20 protein-coding genes and 1 pseudogene are annotated in these 14,914 nt (G+C 65.4%); 18 read left to right on the top strand and 3 right to left on the bottom strand.

The window, feature by feature from the left end; genetic code table 11:
* Positions 1–185: 185 nt before the first annotated feature.
* The 18 genes and pseudogenes from OEZ71_RS11170 (at position 186) to OEZ71_RS11085 (ending at position 13,819) form a co-directional block, all read left to right on the top strand.
* Positions 186–737, top strand: coding sequence for a hypothetical protein (locus OEZ71_RS11170; RefSeq protein ID WP_263740075.1), 552 nt, complete (start codon positions 186–188; stop codon positions 735–737).
* A 237-nt stretch (positions 738–974) separates the two neighbouring features.
* Positions 975–1,184, top strand: coding sequence for a helix-turn-helix transcriptional regulator (locus tag OEZ71_RS11165; protein WP_043869387.1), 210 nt, complete (start codon positions 975–977; stop codon positions 1,182–1,184).
* A gap of 11 nt (positions 1,185–1,195) precedes the next feature.
* On the top strand, positions 1,196–1,681 hold the full coding sequence (locus OEZ71_RS11160; protein ID WP_263740074.1) for a hypothetical protein: 486 nt from the start codon (positions 1,196–1,198) through the stop codon (positions 1,679–1,681).
* On the top strand, positions 1,681–2,427 hold the full coding sequence (locus tag OEZ71_RS11155; protein ID WP_263740073.1) for an ATP-binding protein: 747 nt from the start codon (positions 1,681–1,683) through the stop codon (positions 2,425–2,427). Before OEZ71_RS11160 ends, OEZ71_RS11155 begins: the two co-directional genes overlap by 1 nt.
* Before the next feature lie 19 nt (positions 2,428–2,446).
* Positions 2,447–2,947, top strand: a complete 501-nt coding sequence (locus OEZ71_RS11150; RefSeq protein ID WP_164612602.1) for a DUF669 domain-containing protein — start codon at positions 2,447–2,449, stop codon at positions 2,945–2,947.
* A gap of 64 nt (positions 2,948–3,011) precedes the next feature.
* Positions 3,012–3,371: a hypothetical protein gene (locus OEZ71_RS11145; protein WP_263740072.1), complete on the top strand. Its 360-nt coding sequence runs from the start codon at positions 3,012–3,014 to the stop codon at positions 3,369–3,371.
* Entirely contained in the window at positions 3,371–4,315 is a 945-nt protein-coding gene (locus OEZ71_RS11140; protein ID WP_263740071.1) for a PD-(D/E)XK nuclease family protein, read from the top strand. Before OEZ71_RS11145 ends, OEZ71_RS11140 begins: the two co-directional genes overlap by 1 nt.
* A complete protein-coding gene (locus OEZ71_RS11135) occupies positions 4,309–6,045 on the top strand; it encodes a DEAD/DEAH box helicase (RefSeq protein WP_263740070.1) in 1,737 nt (578 codons plus the stop codon). Before OEZ71_RS11140 ends, OEZ71_RS11135 begins: the two co-directional genes overlap by 7 nt.
* Complete coding sequence (locus OEZ71_RS11130) at positions 6,042–6,266, top strand: DUF6511 domain-containing protein (RefSeq protein ID WP_093359441.1); 225 nt, start codon at positions 6,042–6,044, stop codon at positions 6,264–6,266. Before OEZ71_RS11135 ends, OEZ71_RS11130 begins: the two co-directional genes overlap by 4 nt.
* Positions 6,266–8,539, top strand: a complete 2,274-nt coding sequence (locus tag OEZ71_RS11125) for a PriCT-2 domain-containing protein (protein ID WP_263740068.1) — start codon at positions 6,266–6,268, stop codon at positions 8,537–8,539. The genes OEZ71_RS11130 and OEZ71_RS11125 overlap by 1 nt, the downstream gene beginning before the upstream one ends.
* A 390-nt stretch (positions 8,540–8,929) precedes the next feature.
* A complete protein-coding gene (locus tag OEZ71_RS11120) occupies positions 8,930–9,418 on the top strand; it encodes a crossover junction endodeoxyribonuclease RuvC (protein ID WP_263740067.1) in 489 nt (162 codons plus the stop codon).
* Positions 9,415–9,612 carry a hypothetical protein gene (locus OEZ71_RS11115; RefSeq protein WP_154491262.1) on the top strand — a complete coding sequence of 66 codons (198 nt, stop codon included), beginning with the start codon at positions 9,415–9,417 and terminating at the stop codon, positions 9,610–9,612. Before OEZ71_RS11120 ends, OEZ71_RS11115 begins: the two co-directional genes overlap by 4 nt.
* Positions 9,605–9,991 carry a DUF6362 family protein gene (locus OEZ71_RS11110; protein ID WP_126156057.1) on the top strand — a complete coding sequence of 129 codons (387 nt, stop codon included), beginning with the start codon at positions 9,605–9,607 and terminating at the stop codon, positions 9,989–9,991. Before OEZ71_RS11115 ends, OEZ71_RS11110 begins: the two co-directional genes overlap by 8 nt.
* A gap of 370 nt (positions 9,992–10,361) precedes the next feature.
* Positions 10,362–11,588, top strand: coding sequence for a DNA modification methylase (locus OEZ71_RS11105; RefSeq protein WP_263740062.1), 1,227 nt, complete (start codon positions 10,362–10,364; stop codon positions 11,586–11,588).
* A 3-nt stretch (positions 11,589–11,591) separates the two neighbouring features.
* A pseudogene (locus OEZ71_RS11100) lies at positions 11,592–12,101 on the top strand (DNA cytosine methyltransferase); the annotation flags it as partial.
* A 202-nt stretch (positions 12,102–12,303) separates the two neighbouring features.
* Positions 12,304–12,786 carry a hypothetical protein gene (locus OEZ71_RS11095; protein WP_263740884.1) on the top strand — a complete coding sequence of 161 codons (483 nt, stop codon included), beginning with the start codon at positions 12,304–12,306 and terminating at the stop codon, positions 12,784–12,786.
* The gene (locus tag OEZ71_RS11090) at positions 12,783–13,010 is read left to right on the top strand and encodes a DUF7220 family protein (protein ID WP_127657428.1); all 228 of its coding nucleotides are present in this window, start codon (positions 12,783–12,785) and stop codon (positions 13,008–13,010) included. Before OEZ71_RS11095 ends, OEZ71_RS11090 begins: the two co-directional genes overlap by 4 nt.
* 122 nt (positions 13,011–13,132) lie before the next feature.
* Positions 13,133–13,819: a DarT ssDNA thymidine ADP-ribosyltransferase family protein gene (locus OEZ71_RS11085; protein ID WP_263740061.1), complete on the top strand. Its 687-nt coding sequence runs from the start codon at positions 13,133–13,135 to the stop codon at positions 13,817–13,819.
* 46 nt (positions 13,820–13,865) lie between these two features.
* Here OEZ71_RS11085 and OEZ71_RS11080 read toward each other — a convergent pair whose 3' ends face one another.
* The 3 genes from OEZ71_RS11080 to OEZ71_RS11070 all read right to left on the bottom strand — a co-directional run bounded on the left by OEZ71_RS11080 (position 13,866) and on the right by OEZ71_RS11070 (position 14,914).
* The gene (locus OEZ71_RS11080; protein ID WP_263740060.1) at positions 13,866–14,378 is read right to left on the bottom strand and encodes a DUF3489 domain-containing protein; all 513 of its coding nucleotides are present in this window, start codon (positions 14,376–14,378) and stop codon (positions 13,866–13,868) included.
* Positions 14,379–14,471: 93 nt separating this feature from the next.
* The gene (locus tag OEZ71_RS11075) at positions 14,472–14,720 is read right to left on the bottom strand and encodes a hypothetical protein (protein WP_263740059.1); all 249 of its coding nucleotides are present in this window, start codon (positions 14,718–14,720) and stop codon (positions 14,472–14,474) included.
* A gap of 11 nt (positions 14,721–14,731) precedes the next feature.
* Positions 14,732–14,914, bottom strand: a complete 183-nt coding sequence (locus OEZ71_RS11070) for a hypothetical protein (protein WP_263740058.1) — start codon at positions 14,912–14,914, stop codon at positions 14,732–14,734.

Here is a 14,914-nt window from a genome sequence, read left to right as displayed (position 1 = left end):
TTCGCCCCATTTCACTAGGCTACGCACTTGAAACGAGAGTGCGCCGCCTCTACGTCTGGTGAGACGGTCGGGCTGAGAGGCCCGGGGTCATGCGTGAATGCCGGAAGGCTGCAGCGCGGCAGGGGAACCTGCGAAGAGCGATGGCGCGAGCCATCAGAAACAGTTCTAATGGAAAGGAAATGCTCATGCCCATGCATGACACCCCGAAATATTCCCCCCACCTTCACTGCATCTACGATGAGCCCGCTCCGACGGGGCACATCGGCCGCGGCACGCACTATTCCGTGGTTCAAGCGTTGTCTTGGCGTTCGGAAAAAGGCGAACTGCGTCAGCAGGCTGCTGTCCAGAACGTCGCGATCATCTGGGATGAAGACCATGATGAGCGAATCATTCCCTGCGTGGAGGCGCTGCTCATGGCTGGCCTTCTGCACGCAGTTTCCATGATCGGCGAGCGGAAGGGCGGCGTGACCATCGTGTTCAACTCGATGTCTGCTGCCCGTCTGAGCGACAACCAGAAGCGCGTGTACCGGGAAGAGGTTACCCGGGTCATCAACGATGTGGTCGCGGCCAAGCACGAGGATTCTTGGTCGATCACCTTTGGCGAGATGACCGACACGCCTTCCTTGCGTTCGACAGGTCGCGGCATCTTTCATCAGTCCCTTATTCAAGATGGCGATGTGCAAAAGATCGAGACCTATGTCCGGAACATCAACTACCTGTGGGATATCGACGGGTAATCTGTGCGTTGCAGGATGCGGGCGTCCAAGAGGGTCTTGGCCCTGAGCCACTTCTGCAGGTGACGCCACGCCTGCATGATCGTTGAAAGAGGCCGTCCTTTGGGGCGGCCTTTTTTAGTTTCGACGCGAAGATCTTTCCGAACTCCCGCTTTGCCTCCCGGCTGCCTCCCCAACGCCTCCCACCCCCTCCGCCATGTTGAACCCGCAAGTGTTCGCAGAAATCCCAAGGAGGTTCACATGGCGACCAGGCACCTTTCCCAGATCGAGCTGGCGGCTCGCTGGAACATTTCGCACCGCACGCTGGAGCGCTGGCGGTGGACGGGCGAAGGCCCGAAATTCATCAAGCTCGGCGGCCGGGTGATCTACCGGCTCGAGGATGTCGAGGCCTTCGAGGCCGAACAGATCCGCGGCGTGGATCACGAACCCCATCGTCCGATGTCGGCGTGAGGGGGCGGAACATGACGATCTCCAATCACATCACCCTTGCCGATATCCACCGCATGCCGGTGGGCCAGATCGCGGCGCTGCCCGCCGATCAGCTCGCGCTGCTGAAAGGCGCGGCGGAGGAGCAGCTGACGCAGGCGAAGTCGGTCGCGGGCTGGCTCGACGGTGCCATCTCCCTCAAGTACGCCGACCGCGCCCAGGACACCCGCCAGGAGGCGGGCAAGGACACCGGCACGATCCGGTTCGAGGATGACGGCGTCACCGTGATTGCCGAACTGCCCAAGCGCATCGACTGGGATCAGGCGTTGCTGGCGCAGATCGCCGAGAACATCGCCTCGGCGGGCGAGGACCCGGCGGAATTCATCGAGACCAAGCTGTCGGTGTCCGAGCGCAAATACACGGCGCTGCCGGAAAGCTGGCGCAAGGGCTTCGAGCCCGCGCGCACGGTCCGCACCGGCAAGCCGAAGTTCCGCCTCGTGCTGAACGAGGAGGTGCGCTGATGGCCATTTCGCTCGCGTCCCTGCGCACGACCTCGGTGCTGACCCCGCCGCGCATCCTGATCCACGGCGTGGCCGGGGTGGGCAAATCCACCTTCGCAGCCGATGCCGACCGGCCCGTCTTCCTCATGACCGAGGATGGCCTGGGCAAGCTGCAGGTGCCGCATTTCCCGCTCGCGACCAGCTATGAGGAGGTGGCCGAGGCGCTTGATGCGCTGCAGAACGAGGACCACGATTTCGGCACGGTCGTCGTTGACAGCGTCGACTGGCTGGAGCCGCTGATCGGGGCCGAGGCCTGCAAGCGCAACGGCTGGGCCTCGATCGAGGCGCCGGGGTTCGGCAAGGGCTATGCCGAGGCGCTGACCATCTGGCGCGAATATCTCGACCGGCTCAACGCGCTGCGTGACCGCAAGGGCATGGTGGTCATCCAGATCGCCCATACCGACATCAAGCGTTTCGACAGCCCCGAGCACGAGCCCTACGACCGCTATGTGATCAAGCTGCAGACCCGCGCCTCGGCGCTGCTGCAGGAGCATTCCGACGTGGTGCTCTTCGCCAACTATCAGATCTCGGTCGCGAAATCCGATGTCGGCTTCAACAAGAAGGTGACCCGGGCGCTCGGGTCCGGTGCGCGCGTCATGCACACCGAAGAGCGCCCCGCCTTCCTCGCCAAAAACCGTTACGGCCTTCCGGACACCCTGCCGCTGATGTGGTCGGAGTTCCTCGCGGCCATGCCCCAATCCCAATGAACTGAACAAGGACAAGACCATGGCACGTTTCGACACGTCCTTCGACGCCACCAGCGTCGAGCCCACCACCGCCTACGAGCTGCTGCCCGCAGGCAAATACCGCGCCCAGATCGTCGAGAGCGAGATGCGCGTCACCAAGAACGGCATGGGCCAGTTCCTCTGGCTGATGCTCGACATCCTCGAGGGCGAGCACAAGGGCCGGAAGATCTTCGACCAACTGAACCTGGTGAACCCGAACCCGACCACGGTGGAAATCGCGCAGCGCACGCTCTCGGCGATCTGCCACGCCACGGGCCGGATGCATGTCAGCGACAGCGAGGAGCTGCACCTGATCCCGATGACGATCCAGGTGAAGATCCGCCCGCCGAAGAACGGCTACGGCGAGAGCAACGCGATTGCCTACCTGCCGCCCGAGCGAGGTTCGGCCCCGGCCGCCCGTCCGGCGAAGCCCGCGCCCGATCCGGCCGGCTCTTCGGTGCCGCCGAAAATGGCCTCCGCGCCCTGGAACAAGAAGGGCTGAGCACCCGCGCTGCCCTGCGCCCTGACTAACGGGGCAGCGCGCACCCCCATCTGAGGATACTCCCATGACTGAACTGACCAACGCAGCCGCGGCTGCGACCAGCATCGGCTTGCCCGAAGACCAGCGGCGGCTGATTGAGCTCGACGATGCCATCGCCAAGATCCGCACGCAGATCGCGACGGCCGATCTGGCCCGCCAGCGCGGCCAGAAGCCGATCGATCCGGACTGGTTCCACCGGGCCCGCACGGCGCTCCGCCACCTGTGCCGCGAGCGGGCGGAACTCTTGGCCCAAGGGACCGGCCACCGTCGTCGCGAGAAGCTGAAGGACGCGCTGATCGGCATCCTGCGCGAACGCCATGACCCCGAGACCTGGGATGGCATTCTGGCCGAGGCCCAGGCGAGAGCCGAACGGGAGGGTCTGTGATGGCAGAGCTTCCCGAAGCCCCCACGCCGACGCTGACGGCGATCTATGCCGATTACGAAGCCCGCCAGGGCGATGGTTTCCGCGACCATCTCGGTGCCTCGATCATCGGCAAATCCTGCGCCCGGGCGCTCTGGTATGATTTCCGCTGGATCACGCCCGCGCACCATTCCGGCCGCCTGCTGCGCCTCTTCGAGACGGGTCAGTTGGAAGAGGACCGGCTCGTGCGCAACCTGCGTGCCACCGGGGCGACCGTGCTCGAGGTCGATCCCGAGACCGGTCGTCAGTTCCGGGTCGAGGCCCATGGCGGGCATTTCGGCGGCTCGCTCGACGGCGTGGCCCTCGGGCTCCTGGAGGCGCCGAAGACCTGGCATGTGCTGGAGTTCAAGACCCACTCGGTCAAGAGCTTCAACGAGTTGACCGCCAAGGGTGTCGTTCTGGCCAAGCCCCAGCACGCCGCGCAGATGCAGATCTACATGCACCTGACGGGCATCACGCGCGCCCTCTACGTAGCGGTCTGCAAGGACACCGACGCGCTGCATGTCGAGCGCATCGAGGCGGATCGCGCCATGGCCGAGCGCCTGCTGGAAAAGGCCGGGCGTATCATCTTCGCCCAGCATCCGCCCGCGCGGATCAGCGAGGACCCGGCCTGGTTCGAATGCCGGTTCTGCGATCACCATGCGGCCTGCCATGACGGCGGTGGGTCTGCGGTGACCTGCCGGTCCTGCCTGCATGTGACGCCCGTTGAGGGTGGTTGGCACTGTGCGCGGCACGACCAGATGCTGGTGCCTGCCGAGCAACGCACGGCCTGCGGCCGCCATCTCTTCATCCCCGATCTCATCCCGGGCGAAGTCATCGATGCGGGCGACGATGTCGTCACCTACCGCATGGCCGATGGCTCGACCTGGACCAACGACGCCCGTTCCCCGGAGGCCGCGCCATGCTGACCCTGCGCCCCTATCAACAGGCCGCGATCACCGCGATCTACGGCTACTTCCAGACCCACACCGGCAATCCGCTGGTGGTCATTCCAACCGCGGGCGGCAAGTCGCTCGTCATGGCCTCCTTCATCGAAGGCGTGCTGAAGGCCTGGCCCGATCAGCGCATCCTGATCGTGACCCATGTCCGCGAATTGATCGCGCAGAACCACGCCGAGATGATCGGCCTCTGGCCCGATGCGCCCTCGGGCATCTATTCGGCGGGCCTCGGCAAGCGCGAGGCACAGGCGCGGATCCTCTTCGCCGGTATCCAGTCGATCCACCGCCGCGCGGCCGAGATCGGCCACACCGATCTGGTGCTGATCGACGAGGCGCATCTGATCCCCGGCAAATCGAGCACGATGTATCGGCGCCTCCTCGACGCACTGAAGGCGATCAACCCGGCGCTCAAGGTGATCGGGCTGACCGCCACACCATTCCGGCTCGATTGCGGGATGTTGCACGAGGGGCAGAATGCGCTCTTCACCGACATCGCCTATGAGGCCCCGGTGCGCGAGTTGATCGATGCGGGCTATCTGAGCCCTCTGGTCTCGAAGCAGCCCGCGACCCGGCTCGACGTCTCGAAGGTGGGCACCCGCGCGGGCGATTTCATCGCGCGCGATCTGGCGGCGGCGGTTGATCAGGACGCCATCACCCGCGCGGTCGTCGCCGAGATCATCGAGCATGGCCGCGACCGCAAATCCTGGCTGGCCTTCTGCTCGGGTGTCGAGCATGCGCGCCATGTGGCCGAGGAATTCGGCCGCCAGGGCATCAGCTGCCGCACGATCTTCGGTGACACGCCGAAGGACGAGCGCGATGCGATCCTTGCCGCCTTCAAGCGCGGAGAAATCCGGGCGCTCGCCTCGATGGGCGTGCTGACCACCGGCTTCAACGCGCCGGGGGTTGACCTGATCGCGCTCCTGCGCCCCACGCAATCGGCCGGGCTCTATGTGCAGATGGTCGGGCGCGGCACCCGCCTTGCGCCGGGCAAGGAGAACTGCCTGGTACTGGACTTCGCCGGCAATGTCCGTCGGCACGGACCGATCGACCTGGTACGCCCCAAACGCCCCGGTGATGGCGGCGGGGGCGAAGCGCCGACCAAGGTCTGCCCGGACTGCGACAGCACCATCGGGCTCTCGGCAATGGAATGCCCGGATTGCGGCTATGTCTTCCCGGCGCGCGAGGTGAAGATCGCCCCTACGGCCGCCACGCTGCCAGTGCTTTCGCCGAAGCAACAATGGCTCCCGGTCACTGGCGTTTCCTACAGCCGTCACGACAAGGCGGGCGGCCGGCCGTCGCTGAAGGTGACCTATAGCTGCGGCCTTGCCACCTACAGCGAATGGGTCTGCCTCGAGCATCAGGGCTATGCCCGCCAGAAGGCGGCCGAGTGGTGGCGCAAGCGCGCGCCCGGCAGCCATGTGCCGCTGAGCGTGGCCGAGGCCCTCGCGCAGACGAGCCGACTTGCGCGCCCCAACGACATCTCGGTCCGCCCCTCGGGCCGCTATCTTGAGATCTCCGGTTACAGGTTCGCCCCATGCGCCCATCCGACCCCGGCCTCTGCGCCGTCTGCCACCGGCAACCTCGCGGCTTTGGCTGGTTCGAACCTGGGTTCCGCCGCACCGACCCGCGGCGTGACGCCAGCCGCAAGCAGCTCTGCAGCGGTGACTGTCAGGACCTCTGCCATGGGAGGAAGGGCATGATCGATCCGACCCCGAATGAGACCGAGGCCATGGCCACGGGCGGCCAGATGGGCGGCGAATATCTGGAAGCCATCGGCAAGTCCGACCTCGCGACCCTGTCCGAGGAGGAATGGGCCCGGTTTCTCGATGCTGTCGTCACCGGCTATTGCGACCATCTGCGTGCGCTGGCGGCGAAAGATCGCAACCGGCTCGACGCGATGGCGCCGGAGGTGCCGTTCTGATGGCCGACACCTCCTGGATGGCGCGCTTCGGCGCGCGGCTCGTCACCAATGGCTATGCCATCCTGCCGATCGGCCCGGGAACCAAGAAGCCCGGCCGGTTCCAGCGCGGCGGCTGGGTCGATTACCCGGAATGGAACCGCCACGCCGAACGCCCGACTACGGAGGTTGAGGTCGCAACCTGGGCTGCCTGGCCCAATTGCGGCATCGGCATCGTCGGCGGTGCGGTGGCGGCGGTCGATATCGATATCGCGGCGGACGCCGAACTGGCATTGCAGATCGAGGCGTTGGCCAGGGCGCGCCTCGGTGACACGCCCGCGCTGCGCATCGGCCGCGCCCCGAAGCGCATGCTGGTCTATCGCACGGCCGAGCCGTTTCGGGGCATCAAACGCCATCCGCTCGAGGTGCTCTGCCTCGGGCAGCAGTTTCTGGCCTATGCCGACCACCCCGATACCGGCGCGCCCTATGTCTGGCCCGAGGAGGGGCTGGCCGATCTCGATATCAGCGACCTTCCGGAAATCACGGCGGAAGCGGCGGCCGCCTTTCTCGACGAAGCCTATGCGATCCTGCCCGAGGCCTTGCGTCAGCGTGGGCTGCGCTCGGCAGCACCGGCCACCGTGCTGCGCAACCACGGGCAGATCGGCACCTTGCCCGCCATCCGGTCGGCGCTCGACTGGCTGCCGAATGACGAGCTCGATTACGACAGCTGGATGCGCATCGGCATGGCGCTGAAAGGGGCGCTTGGCGATGAGGGCGGCGAGGTCTTTGTCACTTGGTCGGCACAGGCCGCCAAGGATGCGCCCGCGACCACGGCCCGCGCCTGGGCGAGCTTCAAGCCCGATCGGATCGGCGCGGGCACGATCTACCACCTCGCCATGGAACGTGGCTGGCAGCCCGATGCCGCCTTGCGCCTCGATGGCAGCCTCGATCCGAACGGCCCGCATCCGGCCGCCGATCTGCTGGCCCGGCTGGAAGGGAGCGCACCGAGCGTCACCGCCCTGGAAATGCCCGCCTTCAGCCTGACCATCCCCGATGGTCTCGTCGGGGATCTGACCGGCTATATGCTGGCCACCGCCCGCCGCCCGCAACCGCTTCTGTCGCTCGGGGCCAGCCTCTGCGCCATCGGCGCGCTGATGGGGCGGCGGTATCGCACGACCAGCAACCTGCGCTCGAACCTCTATGTCGTGGGGATCGCTGACAGCGGCTCGGGCAAGAACCACGCCCGCGAGATCATCAACGAGGTCTTCTTCGAGGCAGGCCTCGCGCACCATCTCGGCGGCAACAAGATCGCCTCCGGCGCGGGGCTCTTGACTGCGCTTCATCGGCAGCCCGCGATCCTGTTCCAGATCGACGAATTCGGGATGTTCCTGTCGGCCGCCGCCGACCGCAAGCGCAGCCCGCGCCACATCACCGAGATCCTCGACAACATGACCGAACTGTTCACGGCCGCGGGCGGGATCTTCCTCGGGGCAGAATATGCGAACCGTGACGGCACCAATGAGCGGCGCGACATCAACCAGCCCTGCCTTTGCGTCTATGGCACCACGACGCCGCTGCATTTCTGGGGCGCGCTGCAGGGCGCGAATGTGGTCGACGGCTCGCTTGCGCGCTTTCTGATCTTGCCGAGTGATGACGACTATCCGGACGAGAACCTCGCCGTGGGAATCCGGCAAGCGCCGCCCGCGCTGATCCAAGCGCTCCAGCTGGTTGCCAAAGGCGGCGGGGCCGTGAAGGGCAACCTGACCGGCAAGACCGCCGATCAGAACACCGCCGTGAGCCCGATGACAGTGCCAATGTCCGACGCGGCAAGGGCAAGGTTCGTCGATCTCAGCGACGCCCTGACGGAGGAGCTGCGGGCAGCAGCCGGCACCGCTTTCACCGCCATTCTCGCCCGCATCGGAGAGAACGCGCTGAAGCTGGCGCTCATCGTCGCCGTCGGGCGCGACCCTGTGCGCCCCGAGATCGACATCACCGCGGCGGACTGGGCCATCGGCTTCGTGCGCCATTACGCGCGGCGCACCATGGAGGCGGTCGAGCGCCATGTGGCGGACACCGAGACCGAGGCGCATCTGAAGCGTCTGAAGGAGATCGTCCGCGCCGCTGGGCCCAAGGGGATCACCAAGTCCGAGATCACCCGTGCCTCCCAATGGCTGAAATCGCGCGACCGCGACGACATCCTGCTGACCCTGATCGAGAGCGGCGACATCACCACCGGAATGCGTGGCTCCTCGACCAAGCAGGCCATGGTCTACCGGATGGCGCGGTGGGGCGGGTGACCGGAGATCCTTCAATCCGCCTGAAGTGGCCCTTGAAGCCGAAATTCCGACAAGTCACAGAAACGAATGGGAAAAACCGAATCCTTCAAATCCTTCAATCTTTCAAGAGGACCCCTTTCCCCTATACGCGTGCACGCGCATTCTCAAAGAGAGAGACAGGTACCTATTGAAATATTGAACAATTGAAAGATTATATATTACACATACAGGACAACCACTTAGGGGCAGAAATCCTTCAAGACGCCCCTCTGAAGGTTCTGAAGGATTTGCCGGGCGGCCCAGCTGCCCAGCCCATGAACTGACCAGACCACCCTTCGGGGCCTGGCGAGACCGCAGCCTTCACCGGCCAGCCCGCTCGCCTCGCTCACAAACGCGAAGAGGAGGTCTCTCATGACCCAATCCAACGAAAACCCGCGCTGCATCCTTGCGCTGGATCTCGGCACCACCACCGGCTGGGCGCTGCGCAGCCACGACGGGCTGATCACCAGCGGCACCGCCAGCTTCCGGCCCGGGCGCTATGACGGCGGTGGCATGCGCTATCTGCGTTTCACCAACTGGCTGACCGAACTGGACCACCTGTCGGGGCCCGTCGCGGCCATCTGGTTCGAGGAGGTCCGTCGCCACGCCGGAACCGATGCGGCCCATGTCTATGGCGGGCTGATGGCCTCGCTCACCAGCTGGGGCGAGTTGCGGGGCGTCCCTTACGAGGGCGTGCCGGTGGGCACGATCAAGCGCCACGCTACCGGCAAGGGCAATGCGCCCAAGCAGGCCATGATCGATGCGGCCCGCGCGAAGGGCTTCGGCCCCGAAGACGACAACGAGGCCGATGCCATCGCCATCCTGCTCTGGGCACTCGACGCCCGGGGAGGTGCGGCATGAGGTTCCACCCCAAGGGTTATGGCGGCCAGCGCCGGTCGCCTGATGAGGTGAAGCGCGACGGTTGGCGCGAACAGGGCCTGCTGGCCGTTAGCGTGGACGATCAGCGCCTGACCTGGCCCGAGCGCGAGCTCGTCGAGCAGCTGGGCACGCGGCTCTATGGTCCGCGCCCGGTCGAGGATCTGCGCCATGGCTGAGCACATCTGGACCGCCGAGGACGTCGCCGATCACTTCGAGGAGGCGTTCCGCACCCTGCGTAAGCTGCCGCCCGTGAAGGTGCAGGGCTATTTCAACGCCTGGCCGCAGGTCATCCGCACCGAACGCGAGATCCTCGCCATGGAGCCCGAACCGATGCGGGTCTGGCCCTCGGCCGCCGCGATCTCGCGGCTCGAGCAAACCTTCGACTGGGTGCTCTGGCTCGGCGAGTCCGAGCGCCGCCTGATCTGGTGGCGTGCCGCCCGGCGGCCGTGGAAGCAGATCACCCATGAGCTGGGCGTCGACCGCAGCACCGCATGGCGCCAGCACAAGCTCGCGCTCACCAAGATCGCCGCGCGGCTGAATGCTGCGCGTGCATGAAGTGTTGCAACGCTTTGATCTTCGACAGCTGCAACATATCCGTGCTATCTGAAGGATATGATGGGGAGAGTGCGTCGGAAGACGGCTCTCCCCGTTTCCGTTCGCGCGGACCCGCGACAGCAGGGCCGCAGCGGAGCGCATCTCCCTGAAATCGGCGGGTCCTTCCCGGCGTCCATCCTATGCGGGCGGGCGAAGCGCGAGGGTTTCCCAGTGACGCCCCTGAAAACACCTGTTTCGTTTCGCTTGGGCCTACGCGGCAACGTGCGAAAGGCCTGACGGCCCGAGACCCCTTGCCTGAACCGAAACGGCCCTGCGGGGGCATTTCGGTTCACGCCCCCATTTCGCCACCCGGCACCCCAAGGACATTCCCATGGACGTCGTCGACCTGCCGCTCGAGCAGATCATTCCCTATGCGCGCAATCCCCGGCGCAACGAGCAGGCCATCGCCACGGTCGCGGCCTCGATCCAGGAATTTGGCTGGCGTCAGCCCATCGTGGTGGACGAGGCGATGGTCGTGCTGGCCGGGCACACCCGGCTGGAGGCGGCGCGCAAGCTCGGCTTCAAGACCGCCCCGGTGCATGTCGCCAAGGGGCTGACCGCCTCGCAAGCCCGCGCGTTCCGGATCATGGACAACCGTTCGGGCGAAAATGCCGAATGGGACAAGGACCTCTTGAACCTCGAACTGGTGGACCTGCTGGAGGCGGATTTCGACCTCGGCCTGACCGGCTTTACTGAGGACGAGGTGAACGCGCTGATGTCGAGTCTCGATGCGGGCACCGGTCCGCAGGAGGGCGAAGACGAGATCCCGGAAACCCCGGAGGAGCCGATCAGCCGCCCCGGCGATCTGTGGCTCCTCGGGCACCACCGCCTCCTTTGCGGCGACAGCACGGTCGCCACGGATGTCGAGCGTCTGCTCGGCCCTGTGAAGCCACTTCTGATGGTGACCGATCCGCCCTACGGCGTCGAGTATGACCCGGGCTGGCGCAACCAGGCGGGGGCGGCCAAGACCAAACGCACTGGCAAGGTGCTGAACGACGATCGGGCCGATTGGCGCGAGGCCTGGGCGTTGTTCCCGGGCGATGTTGCCTATGTCTGGCACGGCGCGCTGCACGCGGCGACCGTGGCGGAAAGTCTCGAGGTCGCGGGCTTCACGATCCGGTCCCAGATCATCTGGGCGAAGGATCGGCTGGTTCTGAGCCGGGGCGATTATCACTGGCAGCATGAGCCCGCCTGGTACGCCGTCCGCAAGTCCGGCAAGGGCCATTGGGCGGGCGACCGCAAGCAGACAACGCTCTGGCATATCTCGGGCAAGAATCAGGACGAAAAGACCGTCCACGGTACCCAGAAGCCTGTGGAATGCATGCGTCGGCCGATCCTCAACAATTCGAGCCCGGGTCAGGCGATCTACGAGCCCTTCATGGGTTCGGGCACCACGCTGATCGCGGCCGAGACCACGGGCCGCGTCTGCCACGGCATCGAACTGAACCCGGCCTATGTCGATGTGGCCGTCCAGCGCTGGCAGAAATTCACCGGGAAACAGGCCGTCCTCGACGGGGATGGAACGCCCTACGACGACCTCAAGACCAAAGACCGCTGAGGAATGGATGACCTGGCTTTATCTTCCGCAGGCCTGCCTGACGGAACACGCGACGCATGCCTTTTCGGCCTATCGCTCTGCTCCGGTGCCGGTGGCATCGATCTCGGGCTCACCATCGCCTTGCCCCGATATCGAACTGTGGGCCATGTCGAACGGGAAACCTTCGCCGCAGCCACTCTCGTGGCGCGGATGGAAGACGCGGCCCTGGATCACGCGCCTGTCTGGGACGACGTTGCCACCTTCGACGGCCGCCCGTGGCGCGGCGCGGTGGACGTCGTCACTGCGGGCTATCCGTGCCAGCCGTTCTCGGTCGCGGGCAAGCGACGGGGCGCGGACGACCCGCGCCACCTCTGGCCGCATGTCGCCCGCATCATCGGCGAGGTCGAGCCGCCCTTCGTCTTCCTCGAGAATGTCGCCCATCATCTCCGCCTCGGCTTCCCCGAAGTCGCCGCAGGACTGGTCAGCATGGGCTACAAGCTTGCGGCAGGCCTCTTCACGGCGGCGGAAGTCGGCGCGCCCCACAAGCGCGAGCGGCTCTTCATTCTCGCCATCCGAGAGGGCGACGAGCTGGCCGACCCCGCGCGCCTGCTCTGGCACCCGGTCGAGTGGCGGGAACCGGACGGAACTGCTGCGGCTCTGGCCAACACCCCGCGCCAGCGCCAACGAGAACCGGCAGACGAAACCGACGCCCTCGCAGGCAGCAGGCCAGCACGGCATGAACCTCGCGACGACGGCCGCGAGGTGGCCGACGCCGCAGACGGACAGCTTTCGCAGCCGGGGCGGCGAACGGCGCGACGAGAAGGGTCTGGACCGGATGGCGCGGGACTGGCCGACGCCGATGGCGAACGACGGCTGCAAACCGAGCGGGGGCAAGCGCAAGACAGCCGATCTGACCCATGCGGCGGGCATGTGGATGACGCCGACGGCGCGCGATCACAAGGACGGCGCGACGACGCTGGCGAATACGCCGGTGAACGGCCTGCTTGGCCGCCAGGTCCTGGCGACGCCGATGGCTGGGCGCGATACCTCCGAGCCGCGCCGGACCTTGAACCCGCTGTTCGTCGAGGCGCTGATGGGCTGGCCCACCGGGTGGACCGCCTTCGCCTCTGTGGCAACGGCGTGGTCCCCTTGGTTGCGGCGCATGCGCTTCAAACTCTGGCAGCTGAACTGCTGGCCGATGGATGAGGCAGCGGCATGAAACAGTCGCGCCTCATGTCGCTGGTGGAGTCCGTCGCCAACGTGATCGTGGGCTACGGCATTGCGGTCGTCACACAGATCCTGATCTTCCCGATCTTCGGGCTGCACACGACGCTGGCGCAGAACCTGAAGATGGGCGCCATATTCACGGTGGTGTCGATCGCCCGTTCCTTCGCCCTTCGGCGGCTGTTCGAGGCGATCCGGATACGGACCATACCTGAATAGATCGCGTTGAAATAGCGGCGGCTGCATCAACTTCGGAATATCTGAACCGCCAGAATGCAAAGCGGCTTCCCGCCCGGCATCGCATTTCGTATGCAACTACTGCAGGGGCGGTAGGGCGAGCAATGGCACGAAAAAAGACCTATGGTGAAAAGATCGCGGATCACATCACCGCGGTAGTGCAGGCCCGAAATATCGAGCATATCTTGCACTTCACGCTGCTAGAAAATCTGCCGGGCATTCTGAGGAATGGGCTCCTCAGCCGAGCAATCCTTCAAGACGCGGATTACGACGTATTTGCCAGTGACGTAGATAGATTGGATGGAGAGGATGGCGCAATATCCATGTCCATCTCCTGTTTCTATCCAAAGATGTTCGACGCGAAACGATATCGATCTGGCAACGCGCCGTGGGTTATCCTTGCGTTCGACCCCAGCTTATTGTGGACCCATCACTGTCTGTTCTACCGGAATGGCGCATCAACGAATGCAACCAAATACGAGCACGGCAAGAGGTACGGCGGGTTTGCGCTGGAACGCCTTTTTGACGATTGCTCAATGATGATGGATCCGCGCGGGACCGGGTTTCGAGAGGCGCATGGCTTGCCAACGGGTTGGCCAACTTTTCCAGACGCCGAAGTGCAGGTCATGAACCCTGTCCACCCGGATTATCTCTTGGGTGCATGGGTCGAGACGCCTGAAATCGGCGACCACGTCCGGAAGGCTTTCGACGCATCCGGGCGTGATCAATGTGATGTAGTTGTCCAGCCCTTCGTTCCAAGGATCTGCTCAAAGCCCTATTGGTGGGGCTGAGCCGCACGTAGTCGCGGTTCAGCAGTAAGAATCCGTTTCTTGGTTTCTAGGCCGACGGCAGGCTGTACACTCTCCCACGCCCCTCGATCTTCTCTGAGGACACCTCGAGCCCGAGCCTCTTTTTCAGCGCGCCTGCCATCGCTCCGCGCACAGTGTGCGACTGCCAGCCCGTCGCGGCCATGATCTCCTCGATGGTCGCGCCGTTCGGCATGCGCAGCATGGCGATCAGGGTCGCCTGCTTGGTGCCCTCGCGAGGCGTGCGCGTCTTGGGTGAGGGTTCGGGGGCGGCGGAGGTGTCCGGTTCGATGCCAATGGCCGCGAGCCCTGCGTCGGTGGCAACCAGCGTGACGCCGTGCCCGTCGCCGGTCTCGCGCCACATGGGTTCGCCCTTGCGCATGTCGGCGTCGACCTCTTCGAGGAAGCCTTTGGTGAGCATCGCGCCGACAACCTTGGCGGCGGCGCCGCCGCGCAGGCTCTCGGGTAGCGGCAGCGCGATGTGCTCGGGCCGCTGTGCGGCGGCGCTGAGGATGATGGCTTGGGTATCGGAAAGCTGGGTCATGGGGTCGTCTCCGTATTCGGGTCGCGGCCGTCGCGATCCTTCTACGACTCCAAGCCGCGCACCCGCGCGGAAAAGGTCCGGAGATGCCGGAGGTCAGTCTGCGAATTCGCCTTCGCCGAATGCGCTGTCGGTGATGCGCTTCAACAGGCTCGCGTAGTGTTCGAGGGTGCCGACGTGGCCCCAGTTGATCTCGTCGGGCTGGGCGTCGAAGTGGTCATCGCTCAGCCTCTGCAGGCGGGCGAGCATTGCGTCGATCTCGGCCTTCTTGCCGATGAAGGCCGCCAGTGCGGCTTCTTGGTTCCTGCGGGCCTTTTCGGCGTGGAGTTGGTGGCGGTCGATCATCATCTTGCCCCTCAGTTCTTCTGCTCGATCATCGCGAGGATCGCGCAGGCCATGCCGCCCAGAAACTCGCCGCGCCGGAAGACGATCTCGTCGATCTCGGTCGCGCGGGTGATGGCGGGATCGACCTGAAGTTCGGCGGCCATGTGCGGAAGCAGGCGGGCGGCTTCAAGGTTGTAGCGTTCGGCGAGGGTCAT

This window comes from Albidovulum litorale (genome assembly GCF_025751495.1).
Taxonomy (GTDB): Bacteria; Pseudomonadota; Alphaproteobacteria; order Rhodobacterales; family Rhodobacteraceae; genus Albidovulum; species Albidovulum litorale.
The sequence above is the reverse complement of the archived record's forward strand: the minus strand, read 5'-3'. Positions and strand labels throughout refer to the sequence as shown.

Bases quoted from the DNA above. Each gene is read 5' to 3' on its own strand.
- OEZ71_RS11170 (WP_263740075.1), top strand. From the start codon at position 186: ATGCCCATGCATGACACCCCGAAATATTCCCCCCACCTTCACTGCATC.
- OEZ71_RS11165 (WP_043869387.1), top strand. From the start codon at position 975: ATGGCGACCAGGCACCTTTCCCAGATCGAGCTGGCGGCTCGCTGGAAC.
- OEZ71_RS11160 (WP_263740074.1), top strand. From the start codon at position 1,196: ATGACGATCTCCAATCACATCACCCTTGCCGATATCCACCGCATGCCG.
- OEZ71_RS11155 (WP_263740073.1), top strand. From the start codon at position 1,681: ATGGCCATTTCGCTCGCGTCCCTGCGCACGACCTCGGTGCTGACCCCG.
- OEZ71_RS11150 (WP_164612602.1), top strand. From the start codon at position 2,447: ATGGCACGTTTCGACACGTCCTTCGACGCCACCAGCGTCGAGCCCACC.
- OEZ71_RS11145 (WP_263740072.1), top strand. From the start codon at position 3,012: ATGACTGAACTGACCAACGCAGCCGCGGCTGCGACCAGCATCGGCTTG.
- OEZ71_RS11140 (WP_263740071.1), top strand. From the start codon at position 3,371: ATGGCAGAGCTTCCCGAAGCCCCCACGCCGACGCTGACGGCGATCTAT.
- OEZ71_RS11135 (WP_263740070.1), top strand. From the start codon at position 4,309: ATGCTGACCCTGCGCCCCTATCAACAGGCCGCGATCACCGCGATCTAC.
- OEZ71_RS11130 (WP_093359441.1), top strand. From the start codon at position 6,042: ATGATCGATCCGACCCCGAATGAGACCGAGGCCATGGCCACGGGCGGC.
- OEZ71_RS11125 (WP_263740068.1), top strand. From the start codon at position 6,266: ATGGCCGACACCTCCTGGATGGCGCGCTTCGGCGCGCGGCTCGTCACC.
- OEZ71_RS11120 (WP_263740067.1), top strand. From the start codon at position 8,930: ATGACCCAATCCAACGAAAACCCGCGCTGCATCCTTGCGCTGGATCTC.
- OEZ71_RS11115 (WP_154491262.1), top strand. From the start codon at position 9,415: ATGAGGTTCCACCCCAAGGGTTATGGCGGCCAGCGCCGGTCGCCTGAT.
- OEZ71_RS11110 (WP_126156057.1), top strand. From the start codon at position 9,605: ATGGCTGAGCACATCTGGACCGCCGAGGACGTCGCCGATCACTTCGAG.
- OEZ71_RS11105 (WP_263740062.1), top strand. From the start codon at position 10,362: ATGGACGTCGTCGACCTGCCGCTCGAGCAGATCATTCCCTATGCGCGC.
- OEZ71_RS11095 (WP_263740884.1), top strand. From the start codon at position 12,304: ATGAACCTCGCGACGACGGCCGCGAGGTGGCCGACGCCGCAGACGGAC.
- OEZ71_RS11090 (WP_127657428.1), top strand. From the start codon at position 12,783: ATGAAACAGTCGCGCCTCATGTCGCTGGTGGAGTCCGTCGCCAACGTG.
- OEZ71_RS11085 (WP_263740061.1), top strand. From the start codon at position 13,133: ATGGCACGAAAAAAGACCTATGGTGAAAAGATCGCGGATCACATCACC.
- OEZ71_RS11080 (WP_263740060.1), bottom strand. From the start codon at position 14,378: ATGACCCAGCTTTCCGATACCCAAGCCATCATCCTCAGCGCCGCCGCA.
- OEZ71_RS11075 (WP_263740059.1), bottom strand. From the start codon at position 14,720: ATGATCGACCGCCACCAACTCCACGCCGAAAAGGCCCGCAGGAACCAA.
- OEZ71_RS11070 (WP_263740058.1), bottom strand. From the start codon at position 14,914: ATGACCCTCGCCGAACGCTACAACCTTGAAGCCGCCCGCCTGCTTCCG.